This window comes from Myxococcus sp. AM010 (assembly GCF_013372585.1).
Taxonomy (GTDB): Bacteria; Myxococcota; Myxococcia; order Myxococcales; family Myxococcaceae; genus Myxococcus; species Myxococcus vastator.
The window spans coordinates 25585-42985 of the sequence record NZ_JABXEO010000007.1; the positions used below are offsets into that span (position 1 = coordinate 25585).

Here is a 17401-nt window from a genome sequence, read left to right on the forward strand (position 1 = left end):
GTCAACAGGGGGATGCCGCCGGCTCCTACGATGCCGGCTCAGTGGACGAGCGACATCTCCGGCGGACCGGCGATCTGCTGCACCGTCATCCGCACCTTGTCCAGGTCCACGGGCTTGGAGATGTAGCCCGCGGCGCCCACGAGCTCGGCCTCCCATTCGAAGCCGTAGCCGGAGATGATGATGATGGGCAGACCGCGCGCACGGGGCATCTTCTTGAGCGCGTCGAGCAATCCCCAGCCGCTCATGACCGGCATCCGCAGGTCGAGCAGCACGGCGGAGGGCATGGCGCCCTCCAGCAGGTCCAGCGCCTCGCGGCCGTTGGCCGCCTGCACCGTGGGATAGCCCATTTCCTCGAGGGCATCGCAGATGAGCGTGCGGTGGCTCGCGTCGTCGTCGACGACCAGGATGTGGGACATGGCAGGGCCTCGGAAGCTGCGGCTTGGGTGTCGCGCCGCGAAATTCTATGGGCAGGATGATGGGAACTCCTCTTCCATTCCGGAAGGGGCCCCGATGCTTTTCAACAGCGAACGGCCCGTGAGGACGAGGCTTGCATCCGGGGCCGGATGCGCGCGGGGCTCACGCTCCGTAGAGCTGGAGTGCATTCTGCCCCAGGAGGCCCGCGAGCACCGCGTCATCCCACTTCATCCCCAGCAGCGTCCGCAGCTCGCGGTCCCACGCGTAGGGGATGTTGGGGAAGTCCGTGCCGTAGAGGATGCGCTCGGGCCGGACCTCCAGCGCGCGGCGGGGGAGGGGGACGGGGAAGTACCCGGCCAGGGCCATGGTGGTGTCCAGCCAGAGGTTGTCATGCCGCTCGAGCAGCCGCGCGTAGGCGTCGAACTCGTCCGCGCCCAGGTGGGGCACGCACAGCTTCAGCGTGGGATGGTCCTTCAGCACCCGCTCCACCCGCTCCGCGGCGCAGAGCGCGTAGGTGTCGCGGGGGTAGTGGGGACTGGAGGGCTCCCGTCCCGCGTGCATGACGAGCGGACGGCCTGCCTTCGCGCACGCGGCATACACCTCGTGAAGGTGCGGCGCGTCAGGGGAGAAGGCCTGGACGTGGCAGTGAATCTTCACCCCGCGCAGGCCCGCGGCGAAGGCCTCTTCCAGCACGGCCGTGGCGTCGGGTTCCCCCGGGAGCACGGTGGCGAGCCCCAGCACCCGAGGCTCTTCCCGGGCCACCTCCGCCACGTAGGCGTTGAGCGCGCGGGCCATGCCCGGCCGGTGGGCGTAATGCAGCGCCACCACCCGGTGGACGCCTCGCGACAGGAGGAAGGACACGACCTGCCGCGTGTGCAGCTTGTAGCGGATGGGCCAGCCGTACTGGTCGAACCAGCGCCACACCGCGTCGAACACCCGGTCCGGGAAGAGGTGGACGTGGGCGTCCACCACGGGAGGCAGCCCTTCGGGCAGGCGAGCGCCCTCCGCGTCCTGGAGGGCGGGCATGGGCATGCGGATGCCGGCGTCCCGCCACGTGGGCGCGGAGGCCAGGCAGGGCGCGGGCACGTCAGCGTCGGAGTCGGTGGCCATGCGCGCCACCCGTCTACGCCTTCTTGCCGCTGTCGTCCTCGTCGCCGTCGGTCCGTCGCAGGTAGGTGTTGTGCGAGTACCCCTGGCGGGACAGCCGCTGCGCCTCGATGGCGTCCGCGACCTTGGAGCAGACCTGGCCCAGCATGCGCAGCGACTCCGCGAGGAGCCGCTCGGCATGGTCCTGGGCGTCGGCGGCCTGGATGGTGGTGCGCTCTTTGCGGAACAGCCCGGGCAGCTTCATCTCCCCCAAAGCATAGGTGACGCACTGCTCCCGTGCCACCGCCCCGCGAGGCGGGCCTTAACCACGTTGACGACCCGCTCAATTTACATTTTTGAGCAGTTGCCCCTGTCCCCTCGCCTGGATGCCTGCCATGTGTGCCCCTAACCCATTGGAGTTTCAGGGTTTTGACGAATTTTCAAGTGGGGGGATGACACGGAGTTAATCCGGCCCTACATTGGATTCCGTTGGATTTACAGCAGAGGAGCTGCGCATGGCTTACGACGGCGAGCTGGTGAAGATGGAGAACGGTCGCTGGGCGCGGTTCCAGCGGTGCCAGGTGTACCGCCCGGGCGTCGAGGACGCGGGCGAGACGATGCTGCTGATCGCCGTGGAGCTCGAGGAGCGCTATCAGCGCCAGCTCGACGAGGCGGCGGACTCCCTGGCCCAGTACCGCTATCAGGGCGTCCCCGTGCAGGTCCGCTTCAATGTGGGCTCCCAGGGCATCACCCTGCAGCCCGAGCAGCCGGTGTCCGCACCCGCGGTGCACTGAGCGCCGACCCTGCGTGAGCGGAGTGTCAACGGGTTGACGGATTCACAACACAAGGGGCCTCGCGATTCACATCGCGGGGCCCTTGGTTTTTACAGGCCCTGACGAGCAGCGTCAGGCGTCGTCGAGCCAACGGGTATACGCCTCGAAGTCGTAGTCCCTGCCCAGGAATGACCGGACCAGGTCCGCCGCGTCACGGGAGCCGCCCGGACCCAGCACGGTGTCCCGGTAGCGCTGGGCGGTGGAGGGGTCCATCAGCCCGTGCTCCAGGAACGGCGTGAGCAGGTCGCGGGCGATGACGAGCGACCAGAGGTAGGCGTAGTACGCGGAGGAGTAGTAGCCGTCGAGCTGGACGAAGGAGAGATGGGCGTAGGTGTCGTCCAGTGCGGGGAAGGGCATGTAGCGCTCCTGGAGCGCGTTCACCCGCGCGGTGGTGTCCACGCCGGCCGGGTCGCTCGCGTGGAGCTGCAGGCTGACGGCCGCGTAGAAGAGCTGCTGGCGCAGCCACAGGCCCTTGCCGAACGCGTCCGCGCGCCGCATCCGGAGGATGGTCTCCGTGGGCAGCGGCTCGCCGGTGACGACGTGGCGGGCGAACGTCTGGAGTGACTCCGGGCGCCAGGCCCACTCCTCCAGCACCTGGGCGGGGGCCTCCACGAAGTCGCGCTCCGTGCGGGAGCCGGACAGGCCCGCCCAACGCGCACGGCCGCCGAGGACGTGGTGCAGCAGGTGGCCGAACTCGTGGAAGAACGTCTGCACCTGGGCGTGCTGGAGCAGCGCGGGGTGGGCGCCGGGACGCGGGAAGTTGCCCGTCAGCACGCCTTCAGGGAGCGTCCTCCCCGCGCGGCCGGTGGCCAGGTCCCACTGGGCCGGATGGGCGTACTTGTTCGGGCGCGGGTGCATGTCCAGGTAGAAGCGCCCCAGGCGCGTGGGGCCCTCATAGATGTCCCAGGCCTCGATGTCCGGGTGCCACACCGGCGCGTCCGGGACGCGGCGGTAGGTGAGCCCGAAGAGCCGCGCGGTGATGTCCAGCACGCCCTGCTTCACCCGCGTGTATTCGAAGTAGGGGCGCAGCTCGCGTGAGTCGAAGCGGTAGCGCTCCTCGCGCACCTGTTCCTTCAGGTACGTCTGCTCCCAGGGCTCCACGCGAGCGGCGCCGGGCACGTCGCGCCGCTTGCGCTCCAGCAGCGCGGCGTAGTCGTCCTGGACGCGTGCGGTGGTGGCGGTGGCGAGCTGCTCGATGAAGTCCTCGGCCACGTGCTGGTGTCGGACCATCTTGTCTTCTGACGCGTAGGCGGCCCAGCTCGGGTAGCCCAGGAGCGTGGCCAGGTCGTGACGCGTCTGGAGCAGGCGTGACAGCGTCTCCAGGTTGCGGGGATGGCCGCGCCGCTGGCCCGCGCGCCACACCGCCTCGCGGGCGCGGCCATCCTTCGCGTACGTCAAGAAGGGCAGGGCGTCGGAGGCGTCGGTGGTGATGCGCACCCGGCCGTCGCGGCCCGGTGGATGGTCCCGGATGTAGTCGCCGGGGAGGCCCGCCAGCGCTTCGGGCGCCACCTCCACGTACCGGACGTCTTCGCGGATGTGCTGGCTGAACGTCTGACCCAGCCGCGTGAGCGCATCGTGCAGCTCGCGCAGCCGCGCGCGGGTGGCCGCGTCCCGATTCACCCCCGCGCGGCGGAAGCCCCGCAGCACCAGGTCCACCCAGCGCTGGGTGGCGGCGTCCTGTCCGCTCAGGTCCAGCGCGGCCAGGGCCGCGTAGACGTGGGGGTTGAGTGACACGTCCGTGCGCATGCCCTCCGCGGCCTGGGCGCAGCGCGCCGCCGCCGCGCGGAACGCGGCGTCCGGGTGGGTGTTGGCGCCGATGCCCGCGCGGCCGTTGGCATCGTCCAGCAACGCGATGGCGTCGTCGTAGGCGGTGAGGGCCGCGTCCACGTTCCGGGGCTCGGGCAGTGACAGCAGCGCGTCGATGCGCGCCAGGGCCCGTTGCACGTCGCACAGGCAGGCCGCCAGGAAGCGCCCGGGGGTGGCGGTCAGTTGGCGGCCCGCGTCAGGCTCCAAGGGGCGCAACGCGAAATGCACCGGCGCCCCGGTGGATGACGCAGGGCGCTGAGCGGAGGACGGGCCAGTGCAGCCCGCGAGCGCGAGGCTGACGACGAAGACGACCAAGCGGTGCAAATGCCACTCCCAGCGCGGGTGAGGGGGCAACGTGCGGGGGACCGGCCTATTTCCGCTGCGTGCTCCTGATGGGAATGACGAAGAGCGCGCCGTTTCATCGCAAGATTCCGCCGCGGAGGAGGGTTGACCCAGGTCAACGCCGTCCGGCCACGGTGGCTTGCGGCGCCGCGCGAGCGTCAGCCGCCCACTTGGAAGAAGCGGGCGGCGTTCTCGTGGGTGATGCGGCGGACGATGCGCTCGGACAGGCTGGCCTTGGCCAGTAGGTTGGCGGCGCGCGCCAGGCCGAGGATGTCACCGGCGCCGTCGCCCGCGTCGGAGTTGAGCACCAGCCGCTCGCTGCCCAGCCGCCGCACCAGCACCACCGCGCGCTCGGCCTTGAGCGCCTCGGGGTGCAGCGTCAGCCCGGCCCAGTGGCCCACCTCCAGGATGGTGCGCACCGTGCGGGCGTTGGCGTGGTCCACCAGCGCGCGCGAGGGCAGCAGGCCTGACTGTCGCAAGAGCGTGAGGATGCGCCGCGTGTGGCGCTCCTTGTCGGTGGTGGGGGTGTGCACCACCACGCGCAGCTTGAGGCTCCGGGCCAGCGCGAGCTGCTCCAGGAAGGCTTCCTCTTCCTCCTCGCCGCCCGTGTGCAGGCCCGTCTCTCCCAGCGCCACCACGCGCCCGCCCTGGAAGTAGCCGGGCAGCGCGGACAGCACCTCGCTCAAGCCGCGCCGGGGGATGCAGCGCGGGTGGACGCCCAGGGCCGCGTACGCGCGGATGCCCAGGCGCTCCAACCGGGGAAGCTGGCGCTCCACCAGGTCATCGAAGTGCCGCAGCAGCGCCTTGGACGTGGGCTCCGGGAAGTGGTGCGCCACCACCAGCGCCCGCTCCACGCCGAAGAAGCGCATGGACTCCAAATCCTGGTCGCTCAGGCTCTCCGGGTGGAGGTGGGCGTCGAAGATGGGCGGTGGGGTGGTGGGCACTGCTCAGTCCTGTCCCAGGGCGGCGCCCTCGTTGCGCGGGTCGCTCGCGGAGAAGCGCAGCCCCGTCTTCGGGTCGCTGTAGACGGCCTCCGCGTCGCCCCACTGCTCCACGCGGCGCACCTTGTGGCCCTTGGCCTCCAGCACGGACAGCGTCGCCGGCTCCAGGCCCCACTTGTCCACCCACACCTCGTCGGGCAGGTACTGGTGGTGCACGCGGCCCTCGTTCACCGCGCGCGCCACGTCCATGCCGTGGTCCACCACGTTGCTGATGACCTGGATGACGGTGGTGGGGATGGTGGAGCCGCCGGGGCTGCCCACCGCGAGCATGACGCGCTTGGGGTCCTCCTTGGCGAACACCAGCGTGGGGGACATGGAGGACAGCGGCACCTTGCCCGGCGCAATCGCGTTGGGCTCGCCCGTCACCAGGCCGTAGGCGTTGGGCACGCCCGGCTGCGCGGCGAAGTCATCCATCTCATCGTTGAGCAGCACGCCGGTGCCCTTGGCCACCACGCACGAGCCGAAGCCGTAGTTCACCGTGGTCGTCATGGCCACCGCGTTGCCGTCCTTGTCGATGACGGAGATGTGCGTGGTGTTCTTCTTCTCCGGCTCGGGCGTCAGGGTGGTGGGCTCGTCCGTCAGCGTGGAGCCCCGCACGCCCTCCTTCGGCGCCAGCAGTGACGCGCTGGGCGTGGCCTTCTTCGGGTCGATGGAGCCCGCCAGGTCCGCGACGTGGCCGGGCGACACCAGCCGCGCCAGGGGCACGTCCACGAAGGCCGGGTCCCCCAGGTGCTTCGCGCGGTCCACGTAGGCCCGCCGCACGGCCTCCACGTAGAGGTGCAGCGCCTCCGCGTCGCGGAACGGCACGCCCTGGGGACGCAGTTGCTCCAGCGCGGTCAGCACCTGGATGACGGCCACGCCGCCCGCGCTCGGCGGCGGCATGGTGAGGATGCGGTGGCCGCGGTACGTGCCCTCCAGGGGCGTGGCGCCGCGCGTCTTGTAGGCCGCGAGGTCCTCCTGGGTGAGGATGCCGCCGCCGGCCTGGACCGACGTGGCGATGGCCTTCGCCACCGGCCCCGCATAGAAGGCCTTGGCGCCTCCCTTCGCGATGGCGGCCAGCGTGCGCGCCAGGTCGGGCTGGCGGATGACGTGCCCCACGGGCGGCGCGGCCCACTGGCCCTGCGCGTCCTTCACCAGGAACACGCGCGAGGCCTCCGCGTCTCGGCTCAGGCAGGCCAGCCGGCCCTCCGCCATGGTGCGGTAGCGCGGCGTCACCCAAAGACCCTTGCGTGCCGCGGCGATGGCCGGCGCCAGCACCACCGCAGGCTTCAGCTTCCCGTGCGCCTTGAGCAGCTCCAGGTAGCCCGCGACGGCGCCCGGCACCGCCACGCTCAGCGCCCCGTCCGTGGACAGGCCCGGCACCACCTTGCCGTCCTTCAGGTACATGTCGCGCGTGGCCGCCTTGGGAGCCACCTCGCGGAAGTCCAGCACCTTCGTGTCGCCGCTCTTGGCGTCGTGCACCAGCGCGAAGCCGCCACCGCCAACGCCGGAGTGGTAGGGCCCCACCACCGCCGCCACGAAGGCCGCCGCCACCGCCGCGTCCGTGGCGTTGCCGCCCTTCTCCAGCATCTGCAGCGCCGCCGCGCTCGCCTGGGGGTAGGCCGTGGCCACCGCGCCGCCCCGGTATGGGCGCGCCGCCTGCGCGGCGCTCGCCACCACCAACACCGCGGCCAGCAGCCCGCGCTTCACCACCGCACCGCGGAAGCTTGTTTCCTTCACAGGTTCAGCCCTCCTCGCGTTGTCTGAACAGTCCATCGCTGGCTTTCGTCCTGGGTGGTGTGTTACCCGGGCGACAAAAGCCTACCCTCCAGTCCGGCGACGGCGGGGGACCAGACGGACTACATGTGTCTCGGTATGCACGAACCGTGTGGCCGGGACCAGGATTTCAGCCTAGCAACATTTTTCCTCTTGGATTGTTCTCCAGTGGCGTGCATCCTGGTCCCATCATGAATCGCGTCCGGGGGAGCGTATGAGCACGCCAGCCATACCCGAGAAAAAGAGCCTACCTGGCGCCGCGCCTGGCGCGGCCGAGGTGACGGTCTTCTTGAAGCCCAGCTTCGGCATCACGATTCAACGCAACACCCTGTGCGTCTCGGTCAGTGCGAAGCCGCGCCCGGTGGACACCGTCACGCCTTCTGATCCTCGCGCGGTTGACGACTCGATTCGCTGTCCCTAATTCTCCGCCGCATGAGCGTTCTGGCGGCGGTGGTGCTGTGCGCGGGCAAGGGCACGCGGATGAAGTCGGAGAAGGCGAAGGTCCTTCACCCCATCCTCGGCCGGCCCCTTTGCGCGTATCCCCTCAAGCGGGCCCTTGAGTTGGGCGCCACGTCGGTGGTCCCGGTGGTGGGCCATCAGGCGGAGGCGGTGGAGAAGGCCGTGCGCGGCCTCTTCCCGGAGGCCCCCCTGCGCTTCGCGCTCCAGCGCGAACAGCGCGGGACGGCGGACGCGGTGCGCTCCGCGGAGGAGGCCCTGAAGGGCTACTCCGGGCGGGTCCTCATCCTTTACGGCGACGTGCCGCTCTTGCGTCGCGAGACGCTGGCGGCGCTGCTGGCAGCCCATGACCAGGCGGGCGGGACGCTGGCCATGGTGTCCACCACCCTGGAGGACCCCACGGGCTACGGCCGGGTCATCCGCGAGGGTGGCAAGGTGACGCGCATCGTGGAGCACAAGGACTGCACCCCGGAGCAGCGCGCGGTGCGCGAGTGCAACGCCGGTATCTACTCCGTGGACGCGGAGTTCCTCTGGAAGGCGCTGGCTGACATCAAGCCGCAGAACGCCCAGGGCGAGTACTACCTCACCGACCTGGTGGAGATGGCCGCGAAGCTGGGCCCGGTGGGCTCGGTGGAGGCGGACGCCACGGAGACGGCCGGCGTGAATGACCGGGTGGAGCTGGCCGCGCGCGCGCGCGTGCTGCAGCAGCGCATCAACGAGGCGCACATGCGCGCCGGCGTCTCGCTGCAGGACCCCGCCACCGCCTACATCGAGGAAGGCGTCACCGTGGGGCCTGACACCGAAGTCGGTCCCTCCGTCACGCTGGCCGCGGGCACCGTGGTGGGCAAGGGCTGCACCATTGGCCAGGGCAGCGTGCTGCATGCCTCCACGGTGGCGGACGGCACCGTCATCAAGCCCTACTCCGTGTTGGAAGAGGCCCAGGTGGGGGCGCGCAACGTCATCGGTCCCTTCTCGCGGCTGCGCCCCGGGACGGAGCTGGCAGAGGACGTGCATCTGGGCAACTTCGTGGAGACGAAGAAGGCCCGCATCGGAAAAGGTTCGAAGGCCAACCACCTCACTTACCTGGGGGACGCTGTCATTGGTTCAGGGTGCAACGTGGGGGCTGGCACCATCACCTGTAACTATGACGGGGTGAACAAGCACCTGACGGAACTGGGTGATGGGGTGTTCATCGGCTCCGACACCCAGCTCGTCGCGCCCGTGAAGGTGGGCGACGGCTCGTATGTCGGCGCGGGCACCACCGTGACGAAAAATGTGCCTCCAGGGAGCCTCGCTGTGTCCCGAACGCCACAGGTGACCAAGGAAGGTTGGGTGGCCACCAAGAAGGCGCGGCAGGCGAAGGCTCGGGCGGGATAGGCGGCGCGGCTCTTGCTTGGGAACCAGGCAGAGTGCTGTGCGGCAGGGATGTAGGGGAATCCCGCGGATTGCTCCGGCGGGCGTGGGCGTGCGAGAGAGGTGCAACTATGTGCGGGATTGTTGGTTACGTTGGTGACAAGGAATCAGCCCCCATCCTGGTTTCGGGCCTGAAGCGGCTCGAATACCGTGGCTATGACTCGGCGGGCGTGGCGGTGCTGAACCAGCGCAAGCTCAACGTCGTGCGGGCCACGGGCAAGCTCCGCAACCTGGAGAACCGGGTGGTGGCGGACCAGCCGCCGGGGAACATCGGCATCGGGCACACCCGCTGGGCCACCCACGGGCGGCCCTCCGACGAGAACGCGCACCCGCACACGTACAAGGACGTGGCGGTGGTGCACAACGGCATCATCGAGAACCACCTGGCGCTCAAGGAGCAGCTGCGCTCGCGTGGGCACGTCTTCTCCTCGGAGACGGACTCGGAGGTGTTCGCGCACCTCATCTCCGAAGGGCTGGAGCGTGGCCTGGAGCTGCCGGACGCGGTGCGCGCGGCCATTGCCCAGGTGCGGGGTACCTACGCGCTGGCCGTGCTGACGGCCAGTGAGCCCAACCGCATCGTCTGCACCAAGGACGCCTCGCCCATGGTGCTGGGCCTGGGCGAAGGCCAGAACTTCCTGGCCAGCGACGTGCCCGCGCTGCTCGAGCACACGCGCGACTTCGTCTACATGGAAGAGGGTGACCTGGCCGTCATCACCGCGGCGGCCGTGGACATCTTCAACCGCCAGGGCCAGAAGGTGAACCGGCCCACCCGCCGCATCGACTGGACGCCGATGATGGCGGAGAAGGGCGGCCACAAGCACTTCATGCACAAGGAAATCTGGGAGCAGCCCCGCGCCATCGCGGACACGCTGCGCGGCCGGATGCTCCTGTCGGAAGGCGACGTCCACTTCGAGGGCTGGAACCTGTCGGCGGAGAAGGTCCGCTCATTGACGAAGGTCACCATCCTCGCGTGCGGCACGTCGTGGCACTCTGGTGTCGCGGGCAAGCACATGATTGAGTCGCTGGCGCGCCTGCCGGTGGAGGTGGAGCTGGCGAGCGAGTTCCGCTACCGCGACCCCATTGTTGACGGCTCGCACCTGGCCATCGCCATCAGCCAGTCGGGCGAGACGGCGGACACGCTGGCGGCCTTCAAGGAGGCCAAGGCCCGCGGGGCCACGGCCATGGCCATCTGCAACGTCATTGGCAGCGCGATGACGCGCGAGGCCGACTTCTCCGTGCTCACCAACGCGGGCCCGGAGATTGGCGTGGCGTCCACCAAGGCGTTCACCACGCAGCTGGTGGCCCTGTACCTGCTGGCCGTCAAGCTGGGCCGCATGCGTGGCACCCTGTCCGTGCCGGCGGCGCAGGAGCACCTGACGCACCTGACGCAGGTACCGAAGATGATTGAGGACGTCCTCAAGTGCGAGCCGGCCGTGACGCGCGTGTCGCGTGAGTACATGAACGCGCAGGACTTCCTCTTCCTCGGCCGCGGCCCCATGCACCCGGTGGCGCTGGAGGGCGCGCTCAAGCTGAAGGAAATCTCGTACATCCACGCGGAGGGCTACGCGGGCGGTGAGATGAAGCACGGCCCCATCGCGCTCATCGACGACAAGATGCCGGTGGTCGTCATCGCGCCGAAGCAGCCGCACGTCGCCTACGAGAAAATCATTGGCAACATCGAGGAGGTCCGCGCGCGCGGTGGCAAGGTGATTGCCGTCATCGACGAGGACGACGAGCACGTGGCCACGCTGGCCGACCATGTCATCCGGATTCCCGCGGCCTGCGCGCTGCTGGCGCCGGTGGTGGCCACCATCCCCCTGCAGTTGCTGGCCTACCACGTGGCGGACCTGCGCGGGAACGACGTGGACCAGCCGCGCAACCTGGCCAAGAGCGTGACGGTGGAGTAGCGCACCGCGCGGCTTCGGACCTGAAGCGCCAGAAGCCCGGGCTCCCGCACGAGGGGGCTCGGGCTTCATCGTTTCCGCGTGAGGGCTTCAGTCCTCCCGGCCCAGCTCGAGCAGCAGGTCCAGGTCCTCGGCCGCGTCCAGGCTCTCGAGCAGCTCCAGGTTCTCGACCACCTCCTGGTCCTCCTCGGAGGGCGTGGCGCGGGCGCGCGGAGGCTCGCCGGGCGGGGGCGGCTTCGCGGGGACGCTGGGCGTCGGCGCGGGCGTGGCGGCCTGGGCCTCGGCGGCGGTGGCGCCCAGGGGCAGCAGGCACAGCAGGACGACGGCGGACAGGGCGCCGCTCAACGGCGCCGCCTTTCTCGCAGGCGCTCCCGGACCTCCTGCCGCTGCTCGGGCGACAGCTGCCGCCAGCGGCGGACGTTCTCCAGCAGCTGCTCGCGGCGCTCCGGGTGCTCCTTCAGGTATTGCCGCATGCGCCGGCGCAGCTCGGCGCGCTGCTCCGGGTCCAGCTTCCTCAAGTCCCGGGCCCGCTCGCGCAGGGCCTGTCTTTCCTCGGGCGTGAGGCGCTTGAACTCGCGCAGGTTGGCGCGGATGCGCTCGCGCTCCTCGGGCGGCAGCTGGCGCCAGCGCTGGAGGTTGGCGCGGATGCGCGCCTGTTCGGCGGGCGACATCGCCTTGAACTCGCGCAGCTTCGCGCGCAGCGCCTCCTTCTGCTCAGGCGTCAGTTGCTCGAAGCGCTCGGCCGCCGTCCGGGGCGCTGGAGCCTCCGCGCGCGCGGGGGCGCCCGTGAGCAGCGCCATGCCCAGCGTCAGCGTGGCCGCCAGGTTCCCGTTCCTCATCGCACCACCTCCAGCTCGTGGAGGTTCGCGACGACCTCCAGGTCCGCCATGCTGTCGAGCCCCAGCAGCTCGTAGTCCTCGGCCAGCTCCAGGTTCACCGCCAGCTCCATGACGGACGCGTCCTCCAGCGCAAGCGGCGCGTCCGGGCCGGGGCGCGGCATCAGCAGGGACACGGCCAGCACCGCCACCAGCCCGGCGGAGGGCCACAGCACCGCCGGGCGCAGCCAGGTCCTCATCCGCTCCGGCCAGGACACGGGCAGCGCGTCCAGCTTCGCCAGCACCGCGCGCCGCGTGGCCGGAGAGGGCTCGAAGGCGGGCAGCTCCGCCAGCCGCGCCACGGTGGTGCGCAGCAGCGCCTCGGTGGTGCGGCAGGCCGCGCACGCCTCCAGGTGGGCACGCACCCGCGCGTCACGGGCCGGTGGCAGCTCGCCGTCCACGTACGCCGTCAAGTCATTCGCGTCATCACAGCTCATGCCCTGCTCCTCGCGGGCCCGGTGCCCGCCTGCAGCGCTTCAATCCTGCGCGCCACCGCCAGCGTGGCGCGGTGGATGAGGCTCTTCACGGCGGACTCGCTCGCCTCCAGCGCGTCCGCGATGTCCCGGTACGCCATGCCTTCGAAGCGGCACATGGTGAAGGCCGCGCGCTCCCGGGCGCTCATGCCGGCCAGGGCCTCGCTCACCGCCCGCTCCAGCTCCCGCCCCTCCAGCGCCGCATCCGGCCTGTCACCCCGGGGGCCTTCCATCTCCCCTCCTTCCGTGTCGCCTCCGTCGGGCGCGTGCGGCGTCCGGTACTCGCCGCGCCGCACCTCGTTGAGGCAGTGGTTGGTGGCCACCCGGAAGAGGAACGTCTTGAAGCGCGCCGTGGGCTGGTAGGCCCGCGCGTTCCGGTAGAGCTTCACGAAGATGTCCTGCGTCAGCTCCTCGGCCCGCTCCCGGTTGCCCACGAAGCGGAGCGCGAAGCGCGCCACGCTCGCGTGGTAGCGGTCGAACAGCCAGGCAAAGGCCCGCCGGTCTCCCGCCGCCACCCTCAGCATCGCCTGTGCGTCCAAGTCCGCGTCGTCCACTCCGACATCAACCCCGTTGCCCGGTGAAAGTTGCGGGAGCACTTCGCTTTGAACCTCCCCCAGGGCCGTGGCTACAGTTTCCTCCGTGCCCGACGCGCCTCGCATCCATCCGCCCACGCAGCGCGCCCTGGAGGTGGAGGACGCGCCTCCGCCGCGTGACGTCGCGCCGTGGGAGGCGCCGCCCGAGCCCGCGCCGCCGCGAGCCACTTTGGCCCCGAGGCTCCCGGGCGCGCCCACGCCGCCGTTGGACCTCCCCCTGCCGGTGCTGGTCCTGACGGAGCAGGCCCTGCGGGTGCCGGAGGCGGAGCGTCCCCTGGTGGCGGCGCGGCTGAACCTCCAACTGTCCCGGATGGCCAGGGCGGGCGGAGACCGGCTGGTGGCGGACACCTTCCTGCGGCTGCTGGAGAGCGGGCGGCTCGCCGGGCTGGTGGATGCGAAGGGACGCACCTGCCGCGCGGCCGCGGTGGAGGCCCTGCTGTCCCTGGGCTTCCCCTACGCCCTGGAGGTCCAGCCCGAGGACCTGGAGCACCTGCGCGCCAACACCCTGCAGCGGAAGACGCAGCGCCTGAAGCCAGGTACGTGCATGGCGGTGTTGGTGGGAGGCATTGGGGCACAAGTCGTCCATGAGGCGCTCTTCCCCAAGGGGGACGCCAGCCTGCTCACCTCCCAGGTGGGGCTCTCCCTGCTGGCGATGGCCGCCTTGTGGCTTGCTCCGCCCCGGACGCCCGTGTACCGCGTGGGGATGCTGCTGCTGACCGCGGTCTCCCTGGCCGGGGCCGTGCTGGCCGTCCTCGGCGTGGCGCCCACGGGGCTGTGGGTGGGATTGGCGGGGCTGGTGGCCGCCCTCCTGGCTGCCCTCCGCGAGGGCTGACCGGCAGGATGCAGCACGGATGTCAGAGGGGTGGACTAGGGTCTACCCATCGCGTACTAAAAGCGCGTTCAGGTGGGCCGGGGTGGCTCGCCAATACAAGGAGCTACGAGCAATGGCCGTGAATCAGGAGAAGGAAAAGGCGATCGAACTGGCGATGTCCGCGGTGGAGCGCCAGTTCGGCAAGGGGTCCATCATGCGGCTCGGCAACGACGAGCCGCTGATGCGCGACGTTCAGGCCATCCCGACGGGCTCCATCTCGCTGGACATCGCCCTGGGCGTGGGTGGCGTGCCCAAGGGCCGCATCATCGAAATCTTCGGGCCGGAGTCGTCCGGCAAGACGACGCTGTGTCTCCATATCGTCGCCGAAGCGCAGAAGCGCGGCGGCATCTGCGGCTACGTGGACGCGGAGCACGCGCTGGACGTGGGCTACTCGCGCAAGCTGGGGGTGCGCACCGATGACCTGCTGCTGAGCCAGCCGGACACCGGTGAGCAGGCGCTGGAAATCGCGGAGATGCTGGTGCGCTCGGGCGCCATCGACGTGCTGGTGGTGGACTCGGTGGCCGCGCTCGTGCCGAAGGCGGAGCTCGAGGGTGAGATGGGCGACGCGCACATGGGTGTGCAGGCCCGCCTCATGAGCCAGGCGCTCCGCAAGCTGACGGGCACCATCTCCAAGAGCCAGACGTGCGTCATCTTCATCAACCAGATTCGCATGAAGATTGGCGTGATGTTCGGCAACCCGGAGACGACCACGGGCGGCAACGCGCTGAAGTTCTACGCGTCGCAGCGCCTGGACATCCGCCGCATCGGCGCCATCAAGAATGGCGACAATGTGGTGGGCAGCCGCACCCGCGTGAAGGTGGTGAAGAACAAGGTCGCGCCGCCGTTCAAGGAAGTCGAGTTCGACATCATGTACGGCACGGGCATCTCCCGTGAGGGCGACCTCATCGACCTCGCCTCCAACGAGAACATCGTGGAGAAGAGCGGCAGCTGGTTCTCCTTCAACGGTGAGCGCATCGGCCAGGGCCGGGAGAACGTGAAGGAGTACCTGCGCGAGCACCCGGAGATTGCCAAGGACATCGAAGGCCGCGTGCTGGAGAAGTACGGCATCGGCAAGACGGGTGCCGCGCCCGTCGCCGCGGTGCCGGACGAGTCCGCGCCGCCCGAAGGTGGCAGCGAGAAGCGCGGCCGCGTGAAGGCCGTGAAGTAGCCCGGTCTCCGGGGCGTTTTCCCGGATGGTGGCAATTCGCCAGGAAAGTCAGAGGGTCGTCCGCCGCGAGGTGGGCGGCCCTTTTGCTTGGCGTCCGGTGTCGCTCGCGCCGGTTCGTACCGGGCGTGGGTGACACGGCGCGTTGTCGTTTCATTCCGTGGGGATGTTTCCTGCGGAGCGGACGGGCGCTCTAGACTCGCGGCCCTGCTTCCCAACCCGCGCAATCCGGAGTCCCACCTTGTTCGACCGATTCAAACGCCGCAGTTTCCTCCAGGCCGCCGTCGCCGTCGCCGCGACCACTGCGTTCGGATGCTCCGACGACGAGACGTCGTCGGATGCTGGTGAGAAGTACTTCCCGCAGTCGGTGTGCTCGGGGGATCCGCGGCCGGACAGCGTGGTGTTGTGGGTGCGGGCGGTGGACCCGGACAACGCGGGCGCGAACACGCAGGTGCGGCTGGAGGTCTCCACCAGCGAGTCGTTCAGCAGCCTGGTGCTGGACCAGTCCTTCACCGCGCAGGCGCAGTTCGACCATGCGCTGAAGGTGAAGGTGACGAACCTGTCGGCGCGCACGACGTACTACTACCGCTTCAGCATCGACGCGAACGGCCAGAAGCACTCCACGGTGACGGGCCGCACCCGCACCGCGCCGGCGGCGGGCGACGACGTGCCGGTGAAGTTCGTCTTCGCCAGCTGCCAGGACTACATCGGCCGTTACTACAACGCGTGGCAGCACCTGCTGCAGCTCAACGAGGACCTCGACTTCGTCGTGTTCCTGGGTGACTACGTCTACGAGACGACGGGCGACGCGTCGTTCCAGTCCGTGGACGGGCGCGGCATCGTCTTCAGCGAGCCGGAGAAGGCGCTCCGTCAGGGCACGGGCCTGACGTCGTTCTACGCGGCCAACTCGCTGTCCAACTACCGCGACCTCTACAAGAACCTGCGCACGGACAAAATCATCCAGCAGGTGCATGAGCGCTACGCGTTCATCGTCACCTGGGATGACCACGAGTTCTCCGACGACTGCTGGGGCGACGTCGCGACGTACACGGACGAGAAGACCAACGAGAAGCAGACCGAGCGCCGCCGCAACGCGGAGCAGGCCTTCTTCGAGTACATCCCCATGGACCACGGCGCGAGCGACGCGGGCGCCATCGACATCAACGCCGTGGTGGCCCAGCCGACGCGCATCTACCGCGACTTCGAGTTCGGCCGGAACCTGAAGCTGCTGGTGACGGACACGCGCACCTACCGCCCCGACCACCTCATCCCCGAGGACGCGTACCCGGGCAAGGTGGCGGTGCCGGCCGAGCAGCTGGCCATGGTGTTGCCGACGCTGCCGGAGGCCACGCAGGCGCAGCTGCAGTCGGACATGTTCGCCTACGTGGACATCGACGCGGAGGAGCTGACGCCCTACAAGCAGATCCTCACCGGCGTGTACGTCCAGCAGGCCGTCGCGGCCGGGCTCACGGCGGAAGAGGCGGCCACGAAGGCGGCCTTCTGGATTTCCGGTGGGCAGGCGCTGCTCTACGTCAACCAGGTGCTCAACGCCGTCAACCAGGCGCGCGTGGCGGCGGGCGAGTCGGCCGTTCCGCTCATCCCCGTGGCGGGCACGCCGCGCGGCCTGGCCTATGCGCACATGGGCAAGACGGGCCTCTTCGGCATCCAGGGCTCACGCTACGTCGTGGTGAAGCCCATCTTCGACCTGTTCGCGGCCATCAAGTACATGGGCTCGGCGGGGGCCACCGAGGGCATCTTCGGCAACGAGCAGCAGGCGTGGCTCCAGGAGTCGGTGCAGGCCACCAACGCGTGGAAGATCATCGTCTCCTCGATTTCGCTCACCTCCATGGTGTTCAAGCTGAGCGACAAGGCGGACGTCCCGGACCCCACGCTGCGCCAGGACTTCTACTTCAACGTGGACCAGTGGGACGGCTTCCCCACCAAGAAGCAGGAGTTCCTCAAGTTCCTGCGCGACAACCAGGTGCAGAACGCGCTGTTCATCTCCGGCGACATCCACGCGTCCTTCGCGTCCGTGGAGTCCGGCATCCCCGCGCTGACGGCGCCGGCCATCTCCTCCGGCTCCATCAAGGAGCTGGCGGGTCTGGCCGTCATCGGCGCGGGCTTCTCCTCCGGCAGCTCGGTGTACCGGTACATCGTGACGGAGCTGGACAAGTCGCTGAAGGAGGCGCACCCCGGCATGGCGTTCGTGGACGGTGACGCCCACGGCTTCGTGGTGCTGGAGGTCGGCGGCACCGAGGCGAAGGCGGCCTTCCACCTCATCCCGAGCACGGAGATCGCCAGGGACTACTCGCTGCGCTCGCCCGCCGAGCTGACGGCGAAGGCCTTCCGCCGCGACTTCGTCATCAAGGACGGCGCCATCACCGCCGCCTGAGCGGCACGGGCCTCACCCGCCG

At 69.8% G+C, this 17401-nt stretch carries 16 protein-coding genes; 6 read left to right on the forward strand and 10 right to left on the reverse strand.

The genetic code is table 11. The features are described from left to right. Window positions 1-38 precede the first annotated feature (38 nt). From HV826_RS06060 to HV826_RS06070, 3 genes are all read right to left on the reverse strand, one after another. Window positions 39-416 (reverse strand): response regulator, encoded by a 378-nt coding sequence (locus tag HV826_RS06060; RefSeq protein ID WP_163783677.1) that lies wholly within the window; start codon window positions 414-416, stop codon window positions 39-41. A gap of 160 nt (window positions 417-576) precedes the next feature. Then, window positions 577-1524, reverse strand: coding sequence for an amidohydrolase family protein (locus tag HV826_RS06065; protein ID WP_176416057.1), 948 nt, complete (start codon window positions 1522-1524; stop codon window positions 577-579). A 13-nt stretch (window positions 1525-1537) separates the two neighbouring features. Then, entirely contained in the window at window positions 1538-1765 is a 228-nt protein-coding gene (locus HV826_RS06070) for a hypothetical protein (RefSeq protein WP_176416058.1), read from the reverse strand. A 250-nt stretch (window positions 1766-2015) separates the two neighbouring features. On the opposite strand from HV826_RS06070, the gene HV826_RS06075 reads away from it, so the two are divergent. Continuing rightward, a complete protein-coding gene (locus HV826_RS06075; RefSeq protein ID WP_176416059.1) occupies window positions 2016-2294 on the forward strand; it encodes a hypothetical protein in 279 nt (92 codons plus the stop codon). Window positions 2295-2405: 111 nt separating this feature from the next. On the opposite strand, the gene HV826_RS06080 is transcribed toward HV826_RS06075, so the two are convergent. From HV826_RS06080 to ggt, 3 genes are all read right to left on the reverse strand, one after another. Then, complete coding sequence (locus HV826_RS06080; RefSeq protein ID WP_176416060.1) at window positions 2406-4463, reverse strand: M3 family metallopeptidase; 2058 nt, start codon at window positions 4461-4463, stop codon at window positions 2406-2408. 176 nt (window positions 4464-4639) lie between these two features. Then, entirely contained in the window at window positions 4640-5425 is a 786-nt protein-coding gene (locus tag HV826_RS06085) for a TatD family hydrolase (protein WP_176416061.1), read from the reverse strand. A gap of 3 nt (window positions 5426-5428) precedes the next feature. After that, window positions 5429-7237, reverse strand: coding sequence for a gamma-glutamyltransferase (gene ggt / locus HV826_RS06090; RefSeq protein WP_176416062.1), 1809 nt, complete (start codon window positions 7235-7237; stop codon window positions 5429-5431). Window positions 7238-7657: 420 nt separating this feature from the next. On the opposite strand from ggt, the gene glmU reads away from it, so the two are divergent. Beyond that, window positions 7658-9070, forward strand: a complete 1413-nt coding sequence (gene glmU / locus HV826_RS06095; RefSeq protein ID WP_407938385.1) for a bifunctional UDP-N-acetylglucosamine diphosphorylase/glucosamine-1-phosphate N-acetyltransferase GlmU — start codon at window positions 7658-7660, stop codon at window positions 9068-9070. Between the two features lie 107 nt (window positions 9071-9177). Beyond that, window positions 9178-11013, forward strand: a complete 1836-nt coding sequence (gene glmS / locus HV826_RS06100) for a glutamine--fructose-6-phosphate transaminase (isomerizing) (RefSeq protein WP_176416064.1) — start codon at window positions 9178-9180, stop codon at window positions 11011-11013. Window positions 11014-11100: 87 nt separating this feature from the next. On the opposite strand, the gene HV826_RS06105 is transcribed toward glmS, so the two are convergent. From HV826_RS06105 to HV826_RS06120, 4 genes are read right to left on the reverse strand one after another with little or no spacing between them, the layout of a single operon-like run. Beyond that, window positions 11101-11355 carry a hypothetical protein gene (locus HV826_RS06105; protein ID WP_176416065.1) on the reverse strand — a complete coding sequence of 85 codons (255 nt, stop codon included), beginning with the start codon at window positions 11353-11355 and terminating at the stop codon, window positions 11101-11103. Beyond that, a complete protein-coding gene (locus HV826_RS06110; RefSeq protein ID WP_176416066.1) occupies window positions 11352-11849 on the reverse strand; it encodes a DUF3106 domain-containing protein in 498 nt (165 codons plus the stop codon). The genes HV826_RS06105 and HV826_RS06110 overlap by 4 nt, the downstream gene beginning before the upstream one ends. Beyond that, window positions 11846-12322: an anti-sigma factor gene (locus HV826_RS06115; protein ID WP_176416067.1), complete on the reverse strand. Its 477-nt coding sequence runs from the start codon at window positions 12320-12322 to the stop codon at window positions 11846-11848. The genes HV826_RS06110 and HV826_RS06115 overlap by 4 nt, the downstream gene beginning before the upstream one ends. Beyond that, window positions 12319-12912, reverse strand: coding sequence for an RNA polymerase sigma factor (locus HV826_RS06120; protein ID WP_176416068.1), 594 nt, complete (start codon window positions 12910-12912; stop codon window positions 12319-12321). Before HV826_RS06120 ends, HV826_RS06115 begins: the two co-directional genes overlap by 4 nt. An 85-nt stretch (window positions 12913-12997) precedes the next feature. Between HV826_RS06120 and HV826_RS06125 the strand changes: the two genes are divergently transcribed. From HV826_RS06125 to HV826_RS06135, 3 genes are all read left to right on the forward strand, one after another. After that, a complete protein-coding gene (locus tag HV826_RS06125) occupies window positions 12998-13783 on the forward strand; it encodes a hypothetical protein (protein WP_407938383.1) in 786 nt (261 codons plus the stop codon). 112 nt (window positions 13784-13895) lie between these two features. Continuing rightward, the gene (gene recA / locus HV826_RS06130) at window positions 13896-14990 is read left to right on the forward strand and encodes a recombinase RecA (protein WP_176416070.1); all 1095 of its coding nucleotides are present in this window, start codon (window positions 13896-13898) and stop codon (window positions 14988-14990) included. Between the two features lie 163 nt (window positions 14991-15153). Then, entirely contained in the window at window positions 15154-17379 is a 2226-nt protein-coding gene (locus HV826_RS06135) for an alkaline phosphatase (RefSeq protein WP_176416150.1), read from the forward strand. Window positions 17380-17401: the final 22 nt, after the last annotated feature.

What these genes read in the sequence shown, in the direction of transcription:
- HV826_RS06060 (WP_163783677.1), bottom strand. Translation starts at nt 416, where the DNA reads ATGTCCCACATCCTGGTCGTCGACGACGACGCGAGCCACCGCACGCTC.
- HV826_RS06065 (WP_176416057.1), bottom strand. Translation starts at nt 1,524, where the DNA reads ATGGCCACCGACTCCGACGCTGACGTGCCCGCGCCCTGCCTGGCCTCC.
- HV826_RS06070 (WP_176416058.1), bottom strand. Translation starts at nt 1,765, where the DNA reads ATGAAGCTGCCCGGGCTGTTCCGCAAAGAGCGCACCACCATCCAGGCC.
- HV826_RS06075 (WP_176416059.1), top strand. Translation starts at nt 2,016, where the DNA reads ATGGCTTACGACGGCGAGCTGGTGAAGATGGAGAACGGTCGCTGGGCG.
- ggt (WP_176416062.1), bottom strand. Translation starts at nt 7,237, where the DNA reads ATGGACTGTTCAGACAACGCGAGGAGGGCTGAACCTGTGAAGGAAACA.
- glmS (WP_176416064.1), top strand. Translation starts at nt 9,178, where the DNA reads ATGTGCGGGATTGTTGGTTACGTTGGTGACAAGGAATCAGCCCCCATC.
- HV826_RS06110 (WP_176416066.1), bottom strand. Translation starts at nt 11,849, where the DNA reads ATGAGGAACGGGAACCTGGCGGCCACGCTGACGCTGGGCATGGCGCTG.
- HV826_RS06115 (WP_176416067.1), bottom strand. Translation starts at nt 12,322, where the DNA reads ATGAGCTGTGATGACGCGAATGACTTGACGGCGTACGTGGACGGCGAG.
- recA (WP_176416070.1), top strand. Translation starts at nt 13,896, where the DNA reads ATGGCCGTGAATCAGGAGAAGGAAAAGGCGATCGAACTGGCGATGTCC.
- HV826_RS06135 (WP_176416150.1), top strand. Translation starts at nt 15,154, where the DNA reads ATGTTTCCTGCGGAGCGGACGGGCGCTCTAGACTCGCGGCCCTGCTTC.